Here is a 20,662-nt window from a genome sequence, read left to right on the forward strand (position 1 = left end):
GCGCAGCCGTGGCAAGAGCCGCTGGGTGAGGAAGAACGGCGCCTTCACGTTGACCGCGACCATCTGGTCGAACTCCTCGGGGGTGAGGAGTTCGAGGAGATACCGGCAAACCTCCAGCGCCCGCCGCTGAGTCAGCGCACCACCATCCTGGACTCCCAAGGGGCTGAGATCGCGAAGGTCTACTCGCGTGACCGCACGCTGGTGGATATCAAGGACATCTCACCGTACATGCAGAAGGCGATCGTCGCGATCGAGGACTCACGCTTCTACGAGCACGGCGCGGTCGACCTCAAGGGCATCCTGCGCGCGCTCAATGAGAACGCGCGGTCGGGCGACGTCTCGCAGGGCGCGTCCACGCTGACCCAGCAGTACGTGAAGAATGTCTTCGTCGAGGAAGCGGGCAACGCACGACGAAAGCCGCGGAGGCTACCCAGCAGACGATCGGCCGCAAGATCCGCGAGCTGAAGTACGCGATCCAGGTCGAGAAGGAACTCGGCAAGAAGAAGATCCTTGAGAACTACCTGAACATCACGTTCTTCGGGCAGCAGGCCTACGGCGTCGAGTCGGCGTCCAGGCGCTACTTCTCCAAGTCCGCCAAGGACCTGAAGCTGGAAGAGGCAGCGCTGCTCGCCGGCATCGTGCAGTCACCCAGCCGGTACGACCCTGTCAATGCCTCGCAGGCGGCCACCAAGCGGCGCAACACTGTGCTGCAGCGGATGGCCGATGAGCGCTACATCTCGCAGGAAGAGGCTAGCAAGGCCAAGGCGAAACCCATCTCCCTCAACGTCAGCAAGCCCAGGAACGGCTGCATTACGGCCGTGAAGGGCGCCGCCTTCTTCTGCGACTACGTCAAGAACGTCTTCCTCGACGACCCGGAGTTGGGCGACACCCGCGAGGAGCGAGCGAAGATCTGGACCCGCGGCGGCCTGAAGATTCGGACGACGCTCGACCCGCAGGCCCAGGAGGCGGTGCAGGCCTCGCTGAAGAAGCACGTGTACAAGGACGATCTGGTGGCCGGTGCCGCCACGATCGTCGAGCCGGGCAGCGGCAAGGTCCTGGCGATGGGGCAGTCAAAGCCGTACGGCTACGGCAAGAACGAGACCGAGATCAACTACTCGGTCGACGAGCGGTACGGTCGGGCGATCGGCTTCCCCACGGGGTCGACGTTCAAGCCGTTCGTGGCGGCTGCGGCCCTGGAGGAAGGGCTCACACCGAAAAAGTCGTACCCGGCGCCCTCAAGATGCCCTACCCAAGCCCGATCCAAGGGTGCGACTCGACGTACAAGAACCCTGACGGGACCACCGTCGAGAACGAAGACCAGTCCGAGGTCGGCCCGTACAAGCTGAAGGACGCGATGGCCAAATCGGTCAACACCTACTTCGTGCAGATGATCGCGGACATCGGCATGTGCCCGGTCCTGGATATGACCAAGAAGCTCCATGTGACGCAAGGCAACGGCAAACCGATCACCGAACAGCCCTCCCCGCTGACCCTCGGCTCCGACTCCATCTCGCCGCTGACCATGGCGTCCGCCTACGCGACCTTCGCTAATCGGGGCACCTACTGCTCGCCCGTAGTCATCGCGGCGATCGAGGACTCGAAGGGAAAGAGCCTTGAGGTCCCCAAGTCGACCTGCTCGAAGGCGATGTCGACGAAGACCGCGGACACCATCAACACCCTGCTGCGCGGCGTGGTCGATTCCGGCACGGGCCAGCAGGCCGGCCTCACCGACCGGGAAAACGCGGGCAAGACGGGTACCACCGACTCCCGTAGGAACGCCTGGTTCGTCGGCTACACGCCGAACATGTCTGGCGCCGTCTGGGTCGGCAGCGCCTCCCAGAAGATCAAGATGGAGAACATTCCGATCGGCGACCGGTTCCACCCGAAGGTCTACGGCGGCCAGGTCCCGGGCCCGATCTGGAAGGATGCCATGGCTGGCGCCCTGATCGGCAAGCCCGCGCCAGGCTTTACTGACTTCGGCTCGTCGGGGTGAACTTCCCTGAAGTCCCTGTTGGGCCCGGGGCGGTGGCTGCGTATCCGTGGTGTGTGACATATGCAGATGCGGGCGGGCTGACCACTGCGGGACGGCGGCGCCGGGAGACGGTACGGATGTAGGCGGCTGAGCTGTTCGAGCAGAAGATCAAGCCGCCGGAGGTGATGCGACGCCTGCGGTGAGCCCGAAGTCGGCCGATCGATGGCGTCAGCTGTGGCGGGACGGCGGTGTGCAGGTGCTGGCTTCCGTGACCCGAATTGATCGCGATGCCGTCCGTCCCCTCGCCACTTGGAAAACTAGCCCCATACCTGGAGCAGGGCCCGGCCGCGCACGGCTGGATGGAGGATCAGGTGTGGACCGCCACCAGAGCGGCCAAGCTGATCGGCAGCGCTGCGCTGGTCGACAGCGGCGAGCACTTGGGCCTTGCATCGGCAAGGGCTTCGATGGTCCCGTGCAGCAGTGCGGGGTCAGGTAGTGGGTCGAACCCGGCAGGGCCGGGGGCCCAGAGCACCCGTCAAAACGTATCAGTGAGGACCTGGACGTTCATGCTGTGGCGTTTTTGCTTTCCGGAGTGGTAGGGATGTCGGCAGGGATGCGGTCGATCGGCAGCACGGTGGCCGCCGAGGATGACGAACGCCTTCGTGTGGATCGCCTTCATCGCCTTGAGTAGGAGGGACGGCGCGAGGTCGGCCGGAACCTCGGCGGCTTCATGTATGTAGCGGTAGCCGATCGTGATGCCGATGTCGAATCCTGCAGTGAGCTGGGCATAGGTGTCACCGCGCCGTAGATGGCCAGGGCGAGCACTGCCTGACGTGCGGCGGACCGGCCCGCCACCGCGACCCGATCTCCAGGCGTCCGGCTGTCAGTTGCCCGGTCAGGGACCGCGAAGTGCGGCTGGATAGATCAAACGAGGACGGGTAGACAAGCCCGCGAAGCCCCTGGCACGAGGATGATCTTGGTTGATATCCGTCTACCAGGAGCTTCATCATTGCGCAGCGCTGTTCAACTCGCGGTCAGCGCCGAGGGCTTGGAAAAGGCGACTCAGACTGCAGTCAGCGTTCCGACTATTCAGTGATCATCGACGTTGTGCATGTTGATTCGATGGGACTGCTCTGCTCGCTTAGACAGACATCGATCCATTCGGTCTGGCCGTTTGCGAGGTTCGGGGGCTTGAAATCGATGCCGCCGCCTCCTTGACCTTGATTGAATGCTTTGAAGTAAGTATTACCGTTAGGGTGGTCGACTCTCAGGAAGACGCCGTGTCCGTCGTCGCGCGTGTCGGAGACAGTGAAGCTGTCTGCATCCTCGCTGATTTGAGGGTGGTAATAGTCATTCCAGTAAACTTTCCCACCGCCGCCATACGGTTGAAACGTCGCGCCGTGGGGGGTGTCCCCAGCTGCGAATGCGGAACCCTGCGAGCATAGGGCCAGGGATATTCCTGCGACCGCCATTAAGACAGTCTTGATGCGGTTACTCATGCCCATCTTTCCTTCCTGGAGTCATTCGGTAATATTCCACGACTGACACAGAGAAGAATCTGGCCTACCATTGTTCGTCAGGCAGATTTTGAGTTTCCCTGTTGTGTTGTCCTTGAGATTAGGGATACCCAAGTGGACCCCATTGCCGCCCGTCCCGTTAGTGTTTGTTTCCGAATAGGTCTCACCATTCGGGTGACGGAACGACGCGTAAACGCCATGGCCATCAGTGAGGGTATCGTAGAGATAGAAATCATCCAGATCGTCAAGCGTGTCCGGATGGAAATCCCACCAGTCGACCCGAGCTTGTGCCCGCAGAGGGGGGTCTATGTAGTAATACGGGGTCGGATTGGCATCTAGCGGACCGGAATCAGCTTGCGACGGAGTTGCGCCTGCAACCGATGATAAGAGAATTACGGCGAGGGAAGTCGCAACGCCCATATATGACAGCGCAATCTTGCGCATAGAAAGTCCCCGTCCTGGATGATATAACGAAGCCGACACCACCCGGCGGCCTATGTGATGACGGCAGAGGAAACGGATCGTATCTTCGGCTGGAACGTCAAGAAAGCAAATTCCTAGCCGATTAGCGGATTTTGCCGGCCGACCGGTCGAAGCACTCAGGACTGTAGGCGCAGCGAAGAGGACTGTGAAGCCGTTTGGCGATTCTGGCGCATTTGCGCCAGAAGAACATGCGGGGGCTCGGCCCACCCGGTGAACTGCGTAGCGCACTTTCTTCATCTGCATCGCATTGCAGATCCAAGGCACAGCTCGGACAGGCAATACGTCGCCGTTGCCCCAGGTGTGAGTCCGCGGCTGGACCGGGTCAATCAACCCCAGCACGCCCCCGCCACAGCCCACTGACCCGGACGCGGAACAGGCTCGTTGCGTATTCGCCCGTGACACCTTCCCGTGAATTGTGTCGATGCTGGAGTCGGTAGCGAGCCCAGGGGCATGCGCTGTCAGCTCGATCGACTCCTGGGATGCCAGTAGAGTATTTCGCTCAGTGAAATTGGTAGCCGAAGCCGCGCTTCTTTGGAAGAAATATCGCAAAAGAAGTAACTCTTCGTGCGCTAATGCAGCGCGTCCGCGTCGCTACGTGGCGTAATAACGCCATCCCTGATGTACCGCTTCATGGCATTTTGTGAAGCTTCTGTGTCTGTCGAGTAGCTTCCGCGTTGCCTAGCATGACAACCGATAGCGGACGAGCAGTGACGACTGGGGGGGTGGAGATAGTGACCACGGTTCCGAAGATTGACGCTACCGGAATGCAGATTCTGACTCTTCTTCACAAGGGATTTGACGACGCAACAGTGGCGCGGCAGTTAGGGATAGGTCACCGCACAGTTCAACGTAAGGTCCAGCAGCTCATGGAAATTCTGGAAGCTAAGGGACGAGTGGCTCTCGGGGCGCAGGCGCAGCGCTTGGGGCTCCTTTCTGACGACAGCAGCAGGAGGGTCGCGCCGGTGACTGTGCATCAAGGCATGGGCAGCAGCTAGGCTGTCTCAGCGTATTGCCTGCGTCCGGTTAGCCGGCCTCGACGACGGGTTTTGTCTCGAGGGCCGGGGCCAACTGACTTCACCATATGGCTCACCCGCCCGCGATTGTTCCTCTCGCCGGCGGGCGGTTTCCCATGCCCAGCCGGGCATGGTTCCTTCTCTGCAATGAGGAGAATCGTTGAGACTCTGCAGGAGATCCAGAGTTCCGGTATCTGCAATAGCTGCGGGAGCTGTACTGGTCGGGCTGGTCCAGACAGCCACCCTGGCCGAAGCGAGTTCCCCGACCGACCCCGTTAGTGGTGCAGCGAGAGTTCCTCACCCCAGCGCTGTACCGCCGGGTCAGCGCACCGAGTTGCTGGGCAGAGGCTGGAAGAAGTCCGACGACCTCGCATGGACCACTACCAGCGATGGCCAGGGGTTTCACCTGCTGACTGCCCGTAAGGAGGACGGTTACGCCTGGAAAACCGCTGCCTCATTGGCCGAGCCGGGCTTCGACGCAGATGCTTGGATCGGCAATGCGTGTGTGACCGGGTCGGGCAAGAGAGCCGTGGTCGCGTATGCGCCACGTGCGTTCACCAACAAGGCTGAACTCATGGCCCGCGGCGCGTTCACCGCAGTAGTCGATCTTGAGACCGGCCAAGTGAGAAAACTGGGCCTCACAGCTTCACTGTCGTACTACAACCCGGGATGCGGCACTGGGGAAACGGCGGTGCTGACGCAGTCGCCGGGTGAGGACAAGACAGCCACCCGCCTTGTCACAGTGGACGCCGCGGCGGGCAAGATCCGCCGCGCCGTTGTAACACAAGGCCAGGTCACATCGGCTATCCCGACGCAGGACGGTATCGCCGCAGCCGCAGGCGCCCGTATCGTGAGCATCGATACCAAGGGCCGCAAAGAGACTTTGGCCAGGACGAAGACGGTTCCGTACCGGCTCACTCCGGATGCCGGTGACGGGATTGTGTTCCTGGACCGAGACATCCGTAACAAGAGCGCTGCAAGCACCGCTCGCATCAAGTACTACAGCGGCCATAAGAAGACCGTCGTCCTTGGCTCGGGCCCCGTCACCCACACTGGCGTGACTCGTGCAGGTGGCGCCGTCTATCTAACCGGTTCGGTAAAGCAGTCCGGCAGTTTACCGACCCATGTGCAGCGGCTGCCCGGGTCGGACGATGACGCCACGGTCTCCACGCGTTCGGGACTCGTCATCCAGCGCACCCAGTGGGCGGACGGGAAGGGGGCGCCTACCGCCCTCCACCCGAAGAGCGCCTCCGACGCACGTTCCGTGAACATCACCGCGACCATTCCAGCGACCGCCAAGAAGGCGGGTTTCACCGTGCGACCGCTGGCCGTGAAGTCTGCCGAGTGGGTGCAGAGCCGGGCCACCCCTTCCCCTGCCCTTTCAGGAGACAAGGGCAGCAACGACCATGGGAGCAAGGCCAAGCGCTCACCGCGGTCGGCCGCTGCAGGAAGCCGCACGGAGATCGTGGAATCGAATCGGGCGTGCTCCGTCCCACGCAACGATCCACGCAATCAGGCCATGCAACCCAAGCCACGACAGGTGGAATGGGCAGTCGACCAAGCTGTCAACGGCACGTTGAACAAGCACATCTCGCGTCCCGCCAACTGGAAGAACCTGGGGATGCCCGCCTACCAACCTCAATCTCTCTTCCCCAATCCTGCCCTGGAGGGCGGCGGCCGAGTCCCGGCACAGATCATGCTCGGCGTAGCAACCCAAGAGTCGAACATGTGGCAAGCAGCCCGCAGTTCAGTACCTGGCGTCACAGGGAATCCTCTGATCGGCAACTACTACGGCATCGACCTCTACGACGGCGACAGTGCCAACGACTGGGACGTCAACTTCACCGACGCTGACTGCGGCTACGGCATCACACAGGTCACCGACCACATGCGGCTCGCCGGGCGGGAGGACGGCCACGGCGGTGCTGCCTGGGCCTATCAGAAACAGCGTGCGGTCGCATTGGACTACACCGCCAACATCTCGGCCGGCCTGCAGATCCTGGTGGACAAGTGGAACACGACACAGAAGGCCGGCATCGCGGTACATGACGGCAACCCCAAGCAGCTGGAGAACTGGTTCTTTGCTCTGTGGGCCTATAACTCCGGGTTCCATGCGAACACCAACGGCAACGCCCCCTGGGGGCTGGGCTGGGCCAACAACCCTGCGAACCCGGAATGGGACGCCGGGCGTACACCCTTCATGGAGGACCGTCTGGGCAATGAGGAGGCGTCCGCGGCCGCTCATCCTCAGGATTGGCCCTACCCGGAGAAGGTCCTTGGCTTCGCAGCGCATCCGCCTTCGTTCCTGGAGTCTCCCGGCAAGCTCGTGCCCGCCTTTCGCGCCGCCTGGTGGAACGGAGCAGAGGGCGATGCGACGGTTAAGGGCAGCGCCAAGTACCACCGGGCCAAGGTGAAGCCGCCGGAGGATCTCTTCTGCGGCCCGTACAACAACTGTGATCCCTCAAAGATCGGCGACGGAGCCGAGAACGAGACGGGCAGCGGTCCCTGCCTGCTCACCACTGGCGAGGACAAGTTCAAGTGCTGGTGGCATCAGTCGGTGCAGTGGAAGGACGACTGCAAGACCTACTGCGGCAACGAGTTCATGCGGTTCAACGACACCTACCCTGAGGAAGCCGACGGCACCGCCTACCCGCCGAACTGCACCACCGTAGGGCTCCCGTCCAATGCGATGATCATCGATGATCTTCCTGGGGGTACGCCGTCGGTGAGGCCGAATTGCCTCAACGGGGGCTGGACCAACCAGGGCAGCTTCTCCATGGACTTCGGTGAACCTGAGGCCGGCGTGGAGCCAGGGGGCGCCATCGGGGAGGTCTGGCCCGCCAAGGTCGACCTGCACCAGTTGGGCGCGGGCTTTGGCGGACACTTCTACTTCGGGCACACCCGGCAGAACGACACCAAGGGACAGCGGCTTGAAGCCACTGCACGGTGGAAGCTGGGCAAAGCGGTCGATGGGCCAGCCAAGGTGATGGTGCACCTCCCGGACCATGGCGCTCAGACCGAAAAGGCTAAGTACAAGATCAAGACAGCTAAGGGGACACGAAATCGGGTGCTCTCTCAGCCCGGCGACGGCAACCGGTGGGCCACCCTCGGATCCTTCATGTTTGATGCCGCCCCAGAGGTCACTCTGAGCACCACGACATCAGATGGCACGGGCGACAAGGACATTGCCTTTGACGCCATCGCGGTCGTTCCCATCAAGGGCACGTACGTGGAACGCACCGTGCAATCAGTGGGCTTCTTCGATGAAGATCAGAATCTTGACGCCGACAAGGAGAGCATGGCCGGTCTCAACACCCCGTTCAAGGACCGGCAGCACATCTACGACTGGGGGATGAAAACGTCCGGGGCAGTAACTGCGCTGCCGGGCTGTATAGATCTCCCGGCGCCGGGCTGCGTCATGCCCAAGACGGGGGCAGCGATGGCACGATGGAAAAGATCCGTCGAGGAAGCAGGCACGGACCCAACCGATCATCCTGATGGCAAGAGCATGGCGGGATGGCTGCACTATTCAAACCCAGTGACTGATCGACCGACCAGTGACGGCAAGCCCGCTCAGTTCGATAGTGATGACAGTTCCTACAAGATCCGCAACAAAGCAACTGTCTCCTTCGTCAAAGCGGACGATGGAAAGGTGATAGAGGGCAGCGAGTTTGTCGAGTACGACGACCGTACGGCTGATACCCACCTCCCGCAGTTCGTCAGGGACACCTTCGCCTCCCTCAAGGACGACTACAAGATCGAACCGCCGAACCTGAACTACACCACCCGTGATCTCAATGAGCACGACGGCAAGGAGAGGACCACAGACACCAACAGCACAGGGGTACTGCCCGGCCGGGCCTACGCGGCCATGGGGCTCAAACCCAGTGTGGTTGAGAACGGAACCTGCATAAGGGCCCTCCACACATCGGGTGGGTCGATCGGGTACCGTCCCATGCTCGGCGTTCAGCAGGCGACGGACTCTGCGACGCGATGGCGGAACGAGGTCGCGGACTCACCTGTGGTCGACGACAAGGTGGCAGACCTGGCCGGCGAGATCTACAACGCCTTCCTCAAACCGGGCAAGCTTGGTTCGCTGATGAACGCAGCGCCACCGATCTGGCAGGAGCTGAGCTTCCAGCTCTGCGCTGATGGCAAGGTCCGCGCCTACGACGGCGACCCGATCCTGCGATCGAGCCACATGCCGAACCAGTACCTCTACGTAGACGACAAGGCAATCGATCAAGCTGGAAACTACACTCAGAGCGCAAATCCGCTGTATCGAGGGGACTTTGTACCCTTTAGTGCTATTGTCGACTTTACCGGACACGGGATGCCATATGGCGGTTGCGAAGCAGCATCCGGGCACAGCGGAAATCCGTGGAACATCGGCGTCGAGGACAGTGCTGGCACGAACCCGGGTGGCCACTTCTGCTCCTGGCCCAGTACCGCACCGGATCCTGAGTACAGTAGCTAGTCGCCGCACCCCGTCCTGTAGATAGGGTGAGATGAGGGTGGGGTGACCCTCGGACGAGGGTCACCCCACCCTCTCAAATCAGCCAAGGCGAAAGTAGGGCCTCGTGGTACTTATCCCCTTCCTCTACCTTGGCGCCTTTCTCTTCTGGATTGCCATTCCGATCATCGGTACACGTGAGGGCCGTATGGGGGTGCTTTTGCCGTATATACACGTCGGCATCTCTGCGGCTGCGATAAGCGTCATGTTTGCGAATGACTTTGGCCTGGGCACGCTAGCTTCATTCATCCTGGGGCCCGGCGCTATCGTTGCACTCCTTCGCATTCTGCTGCAGCGAGCGTTCCGCTCAAAACCCAGTTCATCCAGGTAGTCTTTGAAAAATCTGCGGTGCTGCGTAACGTTGTACCGCCTACGATCTTGACGGTAGGAACTGGCTTCGGCCCGGGCATGACGTGCTGGCATGGACCGAGGCTGTTGGATCTCCGCACCGCTCTCCCGTACCCCGGCGGTTCTGAGGTCGGCCACGGAACTGTCGCTAGTCTCATGGAAGCGCTTCGTGTCAATGATTTCGATAAAGAAGCGGCCATGCTCCTTGACTCCTTTGTCAAGAAGCGGGGTGCCAGCGATGTCTACGCCCTGCTCACCATGCTGTCAGTACAGCACCGTGCCGGTGACACATCGCGGGCGCTAACCTTGTTTGGAGCCACCCGGGGCGCAACTGAGGTGACCGAAGCTGTCCGGATCCTGCGGAATGCGCAACTGAACGCCGAGGCCTACCAGTTACTCGTCACGGTCGGCAGGGATGCCCCTGCTCTGGTCGTTAAGAGGTCGTTTTCATCAATGATGCCTGGTAGGTGGCGTTTTGGGGGCTGGTACAAAGTGATGCCACGGCGATGTGTGGTGAGATCGTGTCGTGGGAGCCGGGTGGTGTGTCGCCTGGGGTGAGAGTCGGCTCGCGCCTGTCTCCTTCCAGGACGCCCGGTTCGTGGCGGCGCTTCCGCAGCGATGGGCGCGCGCCTGGGCGCACTCGTTTCGGGGCGGTATGCCCAGGTCATGAGCGAACGCCTCCCTTATCCGAGCGATCTGTCCGATGCCCGCTGGGAGCTGATCGAGCCGGTCCTGGCAGCGTGGCGCTACGAGCGCCATGGCCGGGCACTCGGATTCGGCCGACCCGCCGAGCTCGACCTGCGCGAGGTCATGAACGCGATCTTGTACGTGGACCGCACCGGGGTGCAGTGGCGCTACCTGCCGCACGATTTCCCGCACTGGAATTCCGTCTACGGCTACTTCGCCAAGTGGCAGAACGACGGCATCTTCACCCAGCTCAACGGCCTCTTAAGGGAGTTGGTCCGTGAGCAGGAGGGCCGCAATGCCGAGCCGTCCGCCTGCCTGATCGATGCACAGAGCGTGAAGACCTCCACCAGCGTGCCCGCCACGAGCCAAGGGACGGACAACGCCAAGAAGATCGTGGGCCGCAAGCGGAGCATAGTGACCGACACGCTCGGCCTCCTGCTGGCGGTCCTGGTCACCGCGGCCAGTGTCCAGGACTCCAACGCCGGCACCTGGCTGCTCAACCGGATAGCCGCCGACCACTCCGCGATCCGCAAGACCTGGGTGGACGGCGGCTACCGCAAGCCCTTCGTCGAGCATGCCGCCACCCTCGGAATCGACATGGAAATCACGGCACGCACCCCCGGGGCCAGGGGATTCACTCCGCTACCCAAACGCTGGGCTGTGGAGCGGACCTACGGCTGGTTGATGCTCCACCGCCGCCTGGCCCGAGACTACGAGACTCTCCCAGCCCGCTCCGAAGCCATGATCCACCTCGCCATGACCGACCTCATGGCCCGCCGCCTCACCGGCGAAAACACCATCTCCTGGCGCGACCCGACATCACCGGACCAAGCCCGCACCACAGGATGAAACACCGGGAGAAAACGACCTCTGAGCAGCAGCCCGGGTACGGGGCAGTCAACGGCTGGCCGTCACGAGGACCGTGAGCACCGCCGCGACCATCGTCACGGCACTGATCGCCGTGGCCAGCGGGGCCTGCAGCGACGGGCGACGGTGCACCGCCACCGCGGCTCCCGTCACCACGAGCAAGACGACAACGGCCAGCAGCACGGCGAGCAGCATCTGGGACAGGGACATCACGGCATCCTTCGGGTAAGGCGCGCCGGGCGGCACGCGCAGCTCTCGAAGCAGTCCGCGCCACCCCGTGACCTCTGCCGGGGGCGTCTCGGACAGCACCAGCAGACCTTGGAACACCACACGGCTAGACGCGCAAGTCCCCATGCACCGACCCGACGGGCCTCGGGCCGACTGTGGTGAATGGCATGCGACGCGATGCGACATCCCCGAACGAGGGCTGAGAGAAAGCTCCATTGCGCAGGTCAGGGCATGTGACGTCACATGGAAAGGCGGCGATGTCGCAAGGGGGTTGTGACGACGCCCCGGATGACGGCAACGGGTGCGAAGCGTCGCTTACCACGGACGCCTTCAGCCCGGCCTCTCCGTGCTCAGACGCACGTGCGCTTGCCCAGGAGGCGTTCTCCGAGTGGGACGGCCTGCCCCCAGCCACGCACAGCGGATCCCTTCGAATCGGTTGACGCATGCGGAATAGGTCCGCCGGAACGGGAGTCCACATGAACCGCATCAACGTCTACGCCTACCCCGAGACCGAATGGGACGAGGTCACTCTCGCCGGATGGTTCAACAAGGACTCGGCCACCGAGTACGAGGAGGCCACGACCGGAATCAACGGAACCTCCGTCAACCCCGTCGGCAAGTTCGAGCACCAGAGCCTGTACCGCACCGCAAAGGGCCGCTGGGTTCTGTGTACCTGGTCCCAGTACGAAGGCGTCGACCCGCGCAACGAGTTCGCCGACGACGCCACGGCGAAGGACTGGCTGATCCGAAACGAAGAAGATGCCGCTGTCGCCCAGTGGTTCGGCGAGCTGGAGGAGGAGTCCGGCCCCAATCTTGGGGGACGTCCTTCAGTCGGCCCGAAGGTGGAGGTGCGGCTGGACGCGGAAACCCTGCGCCGCATCCGCATCGAGGAGTTCGCCGCGGGGCGCGCCCGCGCAGACGCGCTCCGGGACCTGATCGCTGCCAGACTGAACGCCCTTGACGCAGCCTGACCAGAGGCCACGTGAGGCCGCGCTGCGGCTTCAGGTCAGGCGGCCAGAGTGCGGCGCTTGATGTGGGCGCGGGGTGAGCCGTCGAGGAAGGTGTACGGGATGGCGCGGATGCGGCGGCGGGTGTCGATGCACGGCTCGCCGGCGGGGGCGTCGCAGACCGGGCAGGGCACGGCGAAGGCCGCGGACTCCCGGCGGCGCTGTTCCTCCAGGGCCTGCGCGGAGGTGCGCAGCAGGCGCTGGTCGGTGCAGAAGCGCGCGTGCATCGCGGCGGCTTCCTCGACCTGGTTGCGCTGGCGCTTGCGGCAGGTCCAGGGGCAGGAGCGGCAGTTGGCGACGTAGAAGGCGCGCCCTGGGCAGCGGGGATCGCCGCCGCCGATCTGGCGGTGCCGGCCTTTCCCGGTGCGCGGGCAGCGGCTGCCGTCCTCGTGTTCGGCCGTCAGGCGCCACTTGGTCTTGAGTGCGGCCAGCGCGGTGTCCGCGGCCGCGCGGCCGGGCTCCGCGCAGCGCGGGACGCCGTTCTGGTGGGCGCGCGCGGCGCGGGTGACCGTGGGCGGCGCGGGCTGTGGTGCGTGGTCGGTGCAGGCGGCCCAGCGGGCGATTGGACGCCTATCGTGCCGGGACAGTGGTCACCGGCGGGCGCGCCGCAGGACGGGCAGGCGACCGTGAGGGTCGCCGTGTCCGTGGGCACTTCGATCTCGTCATACATCCCGGAACTCCCCTTGCCCCTCTTACCGTGCCCCGGCCAACTGGTGAGGTGCCGCCGTGGTGCGCTGCTCCTCACCATCGTGCTCCCGGCGGTAGATCTCGTGCCGCCCGTCCTCAGACTTACCAAGGATGCGCCCCTGACACACCGGGCAGCGGGGCTTGTCGAATCCTGTCCCCGGGCCCGCGAACGCCGAGCGCGTGAATGTGTCGGACTTCTTCGGCAGCCGCACGCTGGCGTAGCGGTAGGGCCGCTTGAGCGCGGCCGCGCCGCGGTGGGGCCGCTCGCGCAGCTTGGTGACGAGCAGGTCCTCGGGCCACCCGTTGCGGATCAGCGCGATCATCAGGTTGATGATCCAGACCGCTTCCTTGTGGGTCGGGTCGAACCACTCGGTCTCGTCGCGCAGCCGCTCCATGAGCTGATCGCTTCGGACGTCGCCGGTGTAGGGCAGGCCGTAGACGCCGAGCTTGCGCTTCTCCGGGGCGAGGATGAAGCGGTCCGCGCGGCGCGTGATGAGCGGCTTCCTGGTCTGCTCGTTGTAGCCGGTGATCTCCGCGACGGCGTCGAACGCGACGATGCCCGCGGCCGCGAGGCTGTGCCCGATGCGCTGCACGGTGTGTCCGGTGCGCAGGTGCATGCGCACGGTCCACTCGCTCATCTCCAGCCGGGTGGCGAGATCCCGCACGCTGATCTGCCCGAGCCAGTCACCACGGCTGATCTTGGCGAGCTCGCACAGGATGCAGCGGCAGGTGCGGCAGGACTGCGGCAGCGGGATCGAGGCGGCCCACTGCAGGGGTGTGAGGGGGTCCTCCGTGTCCAGGGCGTCCGCGGTGTCCGGCAGCGGGGTGTCCAGCGGGACTCCGGTGGGCACGCCGTCCTGTAGACCGTAGGCGGTCAGATGGACGGTGTGGACCTGGACGGCGCGGCGGCTCAGGCCGGAGCGTTCCATCACCATCGCCGTGGTGGGCAGGGCGGCGGGCATCTCGGCGGAGAGTTCGGTGCGGGCGGAAAACGTCGCGCGGCAGCTCTTGTAGTCGTTCGGCGGGCTCGCGCGGTGTTGCTTTGCCACGGTATGGGCCTTTCTGGCCTGCTGCCTGGTGGAGGGAGGGCGACACCCCCGCTACACTCGACAGCAGACCTACCAGCATCGGTCACGCTAGGCCCCGATACCGCTTCAGGACGGCAATCCTGAGGAGACACGGTTCGGGGCTTTCGCGTTTTGGAAGTCTGCTGCGATCAGCCTACGCCTGATCAGTAACGCTCAGTGCACAGCCGGTTGAGCGGGGCGAGCCGTCCTCCACGAACGGGTCTCCCCTCACCCTTGGCCCGGCCGCTCACCACCTCCCTTCCCACCGGGCGAGGTTGCCGGTCAAGAGGCCATAACTCCTGGCAGCCGGCTCCCTGTCCGCGCCGTGGTAAGTGAGTGTCTGAGAACCGCCGGTGGTGGGGTCAGGCGTGAAGGTGCCGTCGGATGAGTGGTGCTGATCCCAGAACGAGTGCGCTGAACACGATGATTCGTTGGAGGCCGGGTTGCGCGGTGAGGCTGCTGTTCTGGAGGGTGTGGACTGCGTACCAGTTCGCAACTGTGTCTGTAATCATGATCACGCAGGCCAGATCGATCCCTCGGCGCTTGCCTCTGATCAGGTAGATGGCGGCGAGTGTGTCGAGCACGGCCAAGGACGACCAGTAGAGGTTGAGCCAGCCGGGGGCCCAGTCATAGGGCTTCACGCCGTGGGCGAGAAGGTCGACGACGTGTGAGAGCGCACCGATGAACAGCATGGCAGCTGCGATGCAGCAGGTGGTGATGACTGCCCAGCGCGGGGAGTGGCGCATCCATCCGGTCACATTGTGGATCTTGCCATTCGGGCAGGTGGGACCGCTGAAGGGGGCGGTGGCCGAGAGGAATCAGATCTTCTTCGACCAGTCCTTGCGGGGGCCTTTGCTGGTGATGCGGCGGGTCATCAGGGTGATGAGCGCCCAGGTCATATGCGCTTCGGAGTGCTGCGGGAGGCGCTCGTAGTCGCGGACGTTGCGTCGGGCTTGCATGATCCAGCCCAGGGTCCGTTCGACTTTCCAGCGCCGGGGCAGGACAACGAAGCCTTTCGCCCCGCGAGGCCGGGAGACGGTTTTGAGGGTCATGTTGAGGAAGCTGCCGGACCAGTTGATGAGCTGGCCGCCGTAGGCGGAGTCGGCCCAGACCTGCGTGATCTGCAGTTGCATGAGGCGAAGGCGCCAGAGGAGTTCGCGGGCGGCGTCGCGGTCGGTGGTGTCGGCGGGCGTCACCGTGATCATCACCGGAAGTCCGAGGGTGTCGACGGCGATGTGTCTCTTGCGTCCGTTGATCTTCTTCCCGGCGTCGAATCCGCGGGTGGCCTTGGAGACGGTCTCGGCGCCTTTGACCGACTGCGAGTCGACGATCAACGTCACGGGCCAGGGGCATCGCCCCTGCCCGGTGCGGATCTGCCGACGGAGTTGATCACGGAGGAAGCCGATGACGCGGCGGCGGTGCCAGGCGGCGAAGTGGTAGTAGACGGTCTGCCAGGGCGGATAATCCGCGGGCAGGGACCGCCACTTGACCCCGTTGTCGACGAGGTAGCGGATGGCGTCGACGATGTCGCGCCGGTGCCACTTCTCCGACCGGCCGCCCGCTTTGGCGTCTTCGCCCGCGGCCTGTTCGTACAGCGCCTGCGCCCGGTCGGCCAGGACGCCGATCTCGACGGCGAGGTAGCGCTCACCGGCCAGGCCGACGTCGTGGTGCGCGCCATGCTGGCTGAGCCGTCGGCAGCGTGCCTGTGCGGCTTCGAGGTCGGCCTCGGCCTCCTCGACGGCCGCCACCCCGGGCACCGTCCTGATCCCGCTGGCCGCGAACTCCCGCGCCCGTTCCACCGCGTGGCCTGCCCGCGTCCGGGCGGCGGCGGCCTCGACCGACCACCGCATCCACTCGGCGCGCTCGCGGCACACCGCGGCCTCGGCCCGCAGGCAGCACACGATGTGCGCCCACTGCAGACGGCTCAGGCGTACCTCGGCTGCCCCCGCCCGCATGCGCCCGCGAGCCCGGGATGATCAACATAAAGTATGGTCCCATGCCCAACTCATGGAACCAGCGCATCCCCCAACTTCCCCGACGTCTAGGGCTGATGGCCTGCGGCGCGCTCACCGCCTGGTCCGTGACCGCGTGCGGCGCGGGTGCGACGGACGAGACGAAGGACACCAGCCCCGGACCTACACGTGCTCCCGAGCTCCGGCTCGGCCAGCCCGGTCCGACACAGGAGATCACCAGCTACAAGACCACCGGCAAGTTCGCTCTCACGCCCACCAAGGTCGTCGAAGGCACGCCAAAAGACCTTGAGGAACTCGACGACCCCAAGAAGTACGCAGGCCAGAAGGTCGTGTGGGTCTACGTCCACGCCAAGCACGTCGGCGGCGACGCGGTCAAGGAACCCACGGTGATGAGCGATTTCGGCGTCGAGACCGCCGCGGGGCCGGGCACCCGGTTCGTCCTCATCGGCGTCCTCAGCAGCACGCCCAAGGACTGCAACCTCTTCGACGGCGCCAAGGAGCTCGGGACCGACGACATTTGGAAGAAGAGAGAAGAGCGCACCGTGTGCGAGCCGTACCTGGTCCCGGCCAAGACCAAGGTCACCAAGGTCACCTACCACCAGGGGTTCTACGGCGAGCCCCTCAAGTGGTCCGTGACGAAGTGAGCGCGGCCACGAGGTGAGGCCGCATCGTCACCTCGGAGCCCGGCTCGGCTGGCGTGGTGCCGGCACACGCTCCTACCAGCCGTCCGTCCTGGGAGCGGATCGTCTTGGGGCTGTCGCCCCGCGCAGGAGCTGAGGGCGCCGCCGCAGCGGGTGGAGTGCCCGGCGGGGCGGAAGTCCAGGTCGGCCATCTCGCCTAGTGTAGGCCCCCATTCGGAATGTCCCGTTCAGTTGTGGCGACCTGGTTTTCTCTGGCTGTCTCATTTAAGGGACACAGCACTTCTATCTCGCGATCTTGGCCCTTGCTTGCCTGCCGGTACCTTGAGCGCACACTCGCTATTAAGGCGAAGCTCGCCATGCCGAGGGGTTCAGCCGACGACGTTGCGCAACAGGTCCCGCAGTTTCAGTGCCGCTGGCAGTGGGGTGGCGGGCAGGGCCGCGTGGAGGGTGCGGCGCAGGGCGGGGTCGGCGAGGCGGCACAGGACGACTTCGTCGGGGACGGCGCAGGCAGCCAGGGAGGGGACCAGTGCAACGCCGAGTCCGGCGGCGACGTAGCCGAATTTCCCGGTCCACTCCGCGATCCGGATGATCTTTTGGGGGGTGAAGCCGGCCCGCGCGCAGGCGTCGGCAAGCATCGTCGGGCGGTCGCCGTAGGCGCTCTGTACCCAGGGCTCGTCGCGTAGTTCGCGCAGGTCGACCGTCCCGGCTTCGGCCAGACGGTGCTCGCGTGGGAGGGCGACGAGCAGTTCGTCCTCGTACAGAACGGTCGTGGTGACGCCGTCGGCAGACGGCAGCCCGGAGGGATAGTCGCTGACGATGGCGAGGTCCAGCGCCCCGTCCGCGAGGCGCCGCATCAGCGTGTCGGTCGGGCCCTCGACCGCGACGACCTCGACGTCCGGCCTGGTCTGCTGGAGGGCGCGCAGGGCGGTGGGCAGCAGCTGGATGTTGGCGGTGGCGAACGCACCCACGTGCAGCAGTCCGCCGTGGCCCGCATGCAGCACGGCCAGTTCCCGCTGCGCCCGCGCCAGCCGGTCGAGCACCTCCACGGCGTGCCGGTGCAGCGCCCGCCCGGCGGGATTGAGCCGCACGCCCCGCGGCAGCCGCTCGAACAGGGGTCCGCCCGCCTGCTGTTCCAGTGTGGCGATCCGCCGGGACACTGCGGACTGTGTGTAGTTGAGCCGGTCGGCGGCATGCGTGAACGACCCGGCCTCGGCCACGGTCACGAGCAGCCGCAGCGCGTCGATCTCGAACATGTTCCTCCCGTCACCAAGACCCTCACCCGGCCATTGATCAGCCGGCCATCTTGCCCGAACACATTCCTCTGACGCATAGATTCCATGCAATCCAGTCGCTGGTGTAATGCCTGGCCCGGTCCTAACGTCGTTCACGCGGCGGCGCACCGGAGGGGAGCGCGCCGCCGCCCCAATCACCCATGAGACCCAAGGGGGAAGTGTGTCGTTGCGACAGGGACTTGAGCAGGGGTGGGGCCGGTGACCCGGGGGTCCGCGCTCGCCCTGGCGGCGATGCTCGCAGATCTGGAGGAGCTCGTCGCCTGCGAGTCCTTCTCGGCAGACCATGCGGCGGTGGCGCGCAGTGCCGATGTGGTCGGCGCCCTCGGCGCGAGGCTGCTGGGGGCCGAGCCGGAGACGATCGTGATCGACGGGGTGACCCATCTGCGGTGGGCCTTCGGCACCCCGCGGGTACTGCTGCTGGGCCACCACGACACAGTCTGGCCCATCGGCTCGCTCGAGGACCGTCCCTGGTCGGTGGCCGACGGGATCGCCCGGGGGCCCGGAGTGCTGGACATGAAGGCGGGTCTGGTGCAGATGTTCCACGCGCTGGCCTCGCTTCCCTCCCCTGACGGGGTGTGCGTGCTGGTCAACGGGGACGAGGAGGTCGGCTCCCCGACATCCCGGAAGATGATCGAGGAGGCGGCGCGGGCGTGCGGGGCCGCCTTCGTGCTGGAGGCGGCAGCGGACGAGGCGGGTGCGCTCAAGACCGCCCGCAAGGGCACCTCACGGTACGAGGTCGTGGTGCACGGCAGGGCCGCGCACGCCGGGCAGGAGCCGCACCAGGGGGTCAACGCCGCCGTCGAGGCCGCTCACCAGGTGCTGGCCGTCGCCGGTATCGGGACCGCGATGGGCGCCGTCGGTGCCGCCCACCCTGTCCTGGGTGTCTCAACGGTCACGCCCACCCTGCTGTCGGCCGGCAGCGCGCGCAACACGGTGCCCGCACGGGCGCGGGTGTCGGTGGACGTGCGCGTTCCGACCAGGGCGGCGCAGGAATGGATCGATGGGCTGATCCGGGAACTCACTGTGCGAACACCCGGCGCCCGGTTGGAGATCCGGGGCGGTGCGCAACGGCCGCCCATGGAACCGGAGTCCTCCGCCGAACTGTTCGCCCTCGCTTCCCGCCTCGCCGCCGAACTGGGCCAGGAGCCCCTGCGGGGGATCGCCGTCGGCGGCGCCTCGGACGGCAACTGGACCGCGGCTGCTGGCTGCCCGACGCTGGACGGCCTGGGCGGGGTGGGCGGCGGCGCCCACGCGGACACCGAGCACGTCCAGATCGCGCAGATGATCCCCCGCAGCCTCCTCCTCGCCCACCTCATCGGCAGGGCGCAGCGATGAGCCGGCCCGCGCGTCCGCGCCCTGTTCCTCACCGCGTTCACTACCCCGGCTCGGGCCGCCCGCTCGGGCGGCCCGCAGAACGCCGAATCCAGCAGATCACCGGCAGATGCTCTCCCATTGGGGGCGGAGCAGGCAGCCGAGACGAGCAGCGACGAAAGGATGACGGGCACCGCACCTGGCTATGGCTCAACTCATCGCGGAGACCCAGCCATGGCCCGCCTGTCACCGGCGTGACTCCGCGCGAACGCGGCAAGGGCTTTCCGTCTGACGCTGTGCGTCCACATCGTAGTTTCTTCCAAGGAAGGCAATTGGTCGTGCAACAGGACATGAACGGGTTCGGGATCGGCCTGGGCGAGCGACTCGGGAGTTACCCCATAGCGGGCGTCGGAGGCGGTCTCCTGCAGTTGGCGCGGCGCAGCGTCGTGGCACTGGCTGCCGTCCTGCTCTTCCTGCTGGTCGTCCGCAGACCGCCGGCGGCGTTCGCCAAGGGTGCCTTCATCGTGGCCGTGGTGCTCGCCATCTACGGTCTAAGGCTGGCATGGAGTCGCGGGACTGCCAGGCTCGGGATGAGCAGGTGCTATCTCCACACGGGCGGCCTGGTCGTCACCAACCTGACCGGCGGCGTGCGGGATGCGGTGGCGTGGAGCAACGTGAGGGTGCTGAATCACCAGATCGGCACCATGTCCTTCCTGATGGTCTGCCACAGGTTCGAGATCGAGCGGGACGATTCCCCAGCCCTGGCGTTTCTGGCCCTCGGACAGAAGCCCGCGTTGGCAGAGGTTCTGCTGAACCTGGCGGCAAAGAACGGCATTCACCGCTGAGCCGCCGTAACGGCTACGGTCACGGCGGCGCCGACGCTCACCGTCTGGTGCTTCCCCGCGCAGCGAGAACTGGGAGCGAGGCCCCGGCCCGCGCACGGAAGCACCGGCGCGCGGCACTGCGCAGGGATGTCGCGGGCACACTCGCCAACGGCGGCGACGCCGATGCGGGTGCGTTGCCCATCGGGGAACGCGGCGAGCAGTCCGCTCGACG

Annotated in this window: 14 protein-coding genes and 3 pseudogenes; 8 read left to right on the plus strand and 9 right to left on the minus strand. The window is 65.2% G+C overall.

The genetic code is table 11. From position 1 onward, the window contains the following. Positions 1–63: 63 nt before the first annotated feature. Positions 64–1,969 (plus strand): annotated as a pseudogene (locus ACIO9J_RS44300) (transglycosylase domain-containing protein); the annotation flags it as partial. A 448-nt stretch (positions 1,970–2,417) separates the two neighbouring features. Here the strand turns inward: ACIO9J_RS44300 and ACIO9J_RS44305 are convergent. From ACIO9J_RS44305 to ACIO9J_RS44315, 3 genes and pseudogenes are all read right to left on the minus strand, one after another. After that, positions 2,418–2,979: pseudogene (locus ACIO9J_RS44305) on the minus strand (hypothetical protein); the annotation flags it as partial. 78 nt (positions 2,980–3,057) lie between these two features. Next, positions 3,058–3,471 carry a hypothetical protein gene (locus ACIO9J_RS44310; protein ID WP_402011917.1) on the minus strand — a complete coding sequence of 138 codons (414 nt, stop codon included), beginning with the start codon at positions 3,469–3,471 and terminating at the stop codon, positions 3,058–3,060. A gap of 21 nt (positions 3,472–3,492) precedes the next feature. Continuing rightward, positions 3,493–3,933, minus strand: a complete 441-nt coding sequence (locus tag ACIO9J_RS44315; protein WP_402011919.1) for a hypothetical protein — start codon at positions 3,931–3,933, stop codon at positions 3,493–3,495. Between the two features lie 803 nt (positions 3,934–4,736). Here ACIO9J_RS44315 and ACIO9J_RS44320 point away from each other — a divergent pair. The 3 genes from ACIO9J_RS44320 (at position 4,737) to ACIO9J_RS44330 (ending at position 11,382) form a co-directional block, all read left to right on the plus strand. Beyond that, the gene (locus tag ACIO9J_RS44320) at positions 4,737–4,967 is read left to right on the plus strand and encodes a LuxR C-terminal-related transcriptional regulator (protein ID WP_402011921.1); all 231 of its coding nucleotides are present in this window, start codon (positions 4,737–4,739) and stop codon (positions 4,965–4,967) included. Between the two features lie 352 nt (positions 4,968–5,319). Beyond that, on the plus strand, positions 5,320–9,462 hold the full coding sequence (locus ACIO9J_RS44325; RefSeq protein ID WP_402011924.1) for a hypothetical protein: 4,143 nt from the start codon (positions 5,320–5,322) through the stop codon (positions 9,460–9,462). A gap of 1,050 nt (positions 9,463–10,512) precedes the next feature. After that, a complete protein-coding gene (locus tag ACIO9J_RS44330; protein ID WP_402011926.1) occupies positions 10,513–11,382 on the plus strand; it encodes an IS5 family transposase in 870 nt (289 codons plus the stop codon). A gap of 48 nt (positions 11,383–11,430) precedes the next feature. Here the strand turns inward: ACIO9J_RS44330 and ACIO9J_RS44335 are convergent, their stop codons facing one another. Further along, complete coding sequence (locus ACIO9J_RS44335; RefSeq protein WP_402011929.1) at positions 11,431–11,610, minus strand: hypothetical protein; 180 nt, start codon at positions 11,608–11,610, stop codon at positions 11,431–11,433. A gap of 494 nt (positions 11,611–12,104) precedes the next feature. On the opposite strand from ACIO9J_RS44335, the gene ACIO9J_RS44340 reads away from it, so the two are divergent. Further along, on the plus strand, positions 12,105–12,599 hold the full coding sequence (locus ACIO9J_RS44340) for a hypothetical protein (protein ID WP_402011932.1): 495 nt from the start codon (positions 12,105–12,107) through the stop codon (positions 12,597–12,599). Positions 12,600–12,634: 35 nt separating this feature from the next. On the opposite strand, the gene ACIO9J_RS44345 is transcribed toward ACIO9J_RS44340, so the two are convergent. From ACIO9J_RS44345 to ACIO9J_RS44360, 4 genes and pseudogenes are all read right to left on the minus strand, one after another. After that, on the minus strand, positions 12,635–12,862 hold the full coding sequence (locus ACIO9J_RS44345) for a hypothetical protein (RefSeq protein WP_402011935.1): 228 nt from the start codon (positions 12,860–12,862) through the stop codon (positions 12,635–12,637). 465 nt (positions 12,863–13,327) lie between these two features. After that, positions 13,328–14,371 carry a hypothetical protein gene (locus ACIO9J_RS44350; protein WP_402011938.1) on the minus strand — a complete coding sequence of 348 codons (1,044 nt, stop codon included), beginning with the start codon at positions 14,369–14,371 and terminating at the stop codon, positions 13,328–13,330. A gap of 380 nt (positions 14,372–14,751) precedes the next feature. Continuing rightward, positions 14,752–15,147, minus strand: coding sequence for a hypothetical protein (locus ACIO9J_RS44355; RefSeq protein ID WP_402011942.1), 396 nt, complete (start codon positions 15,145–15,147; stop codon positions 14,752–14,754). Positions 15,148–15,213: 66 nt separating this feature from the next. Further along, positions 15,214–15,960 (minus strand): annotated as a pseudogene (locus tag ACIO9J_RS44360) (IS5 family transposase); the annotation flags it as partial. A gap of 425 nt (positions 15,961–16,385) precedes the next feature. On the opposite strand from ACIO9J_RS44360, the gene ACIO9J_RS44365 reads away from it, so the two are divergent. Then, complete coding sequence (locus tag ACIO9J_RS44365) at positions 16,386–17,006, plus strand: hypothetical protein (protein WP_402011945.1); 621 nt, start codon at positions 16,386–16,388, stop codon at positions 17,004–17,006. A gap of 365 nt (positions 17,007–17,371) precedes the next feature. Here ACIO9J_RS44365 and ACIO9J_RS44370 read toward each other — a convergent pair whose 3' ends face one another. Then, positions 17,372–18,256: a LysR family transcriptional regulator gene (locus tag ACIO9J_RS44370; protein WP_402011948.1), complete on the minus strand. Its 885-nt coding sequence runs from the start codon at positions 18,254–18,256 to the stop codon at positions 17,372–17,374. 270 nt (positions 18,257–18,526) lie between these two features. Here ACIO9J_RS44370 and ACIO9J_RS44375 point away from each other — a divergent pair, with 270 nt between their 5' ends. Continuing rightward, positions 18,527–19,630, plus strand: a complete 1,104-nt coding sequence (locus tag ACIO9J_RS44375) for a M20/M25/M40 family metallo-hydrolase (RefSeq protein WP_402011953.1) — start codon at positions 18,527–18,529, stop codon at positions 19,628–19,630. Between the two features lie 314 nt (positions 19,631–19,944). Beyond that, positions 19,945–20,451, plus strand: a complete 507-nt coding sequence (locus tag ACIO9J_RS44380; RefSeq protein WP_402011951.1) for a hypothetical protein — start codon at positions 19,945–19,947, stop codon at positions 20,449–20,451. Positions 20,452–20,662: the final 211 nt, after the last annotated feature.

It is taken from the genome of Streptomyces sp. NPDC087300, from assembly GCF_044744425.1.
Lineage (GTDB): Bacteria > Actinomycetota > Actinomycetes > Streptomycetales > Streptomycetaceae > Streptomyces.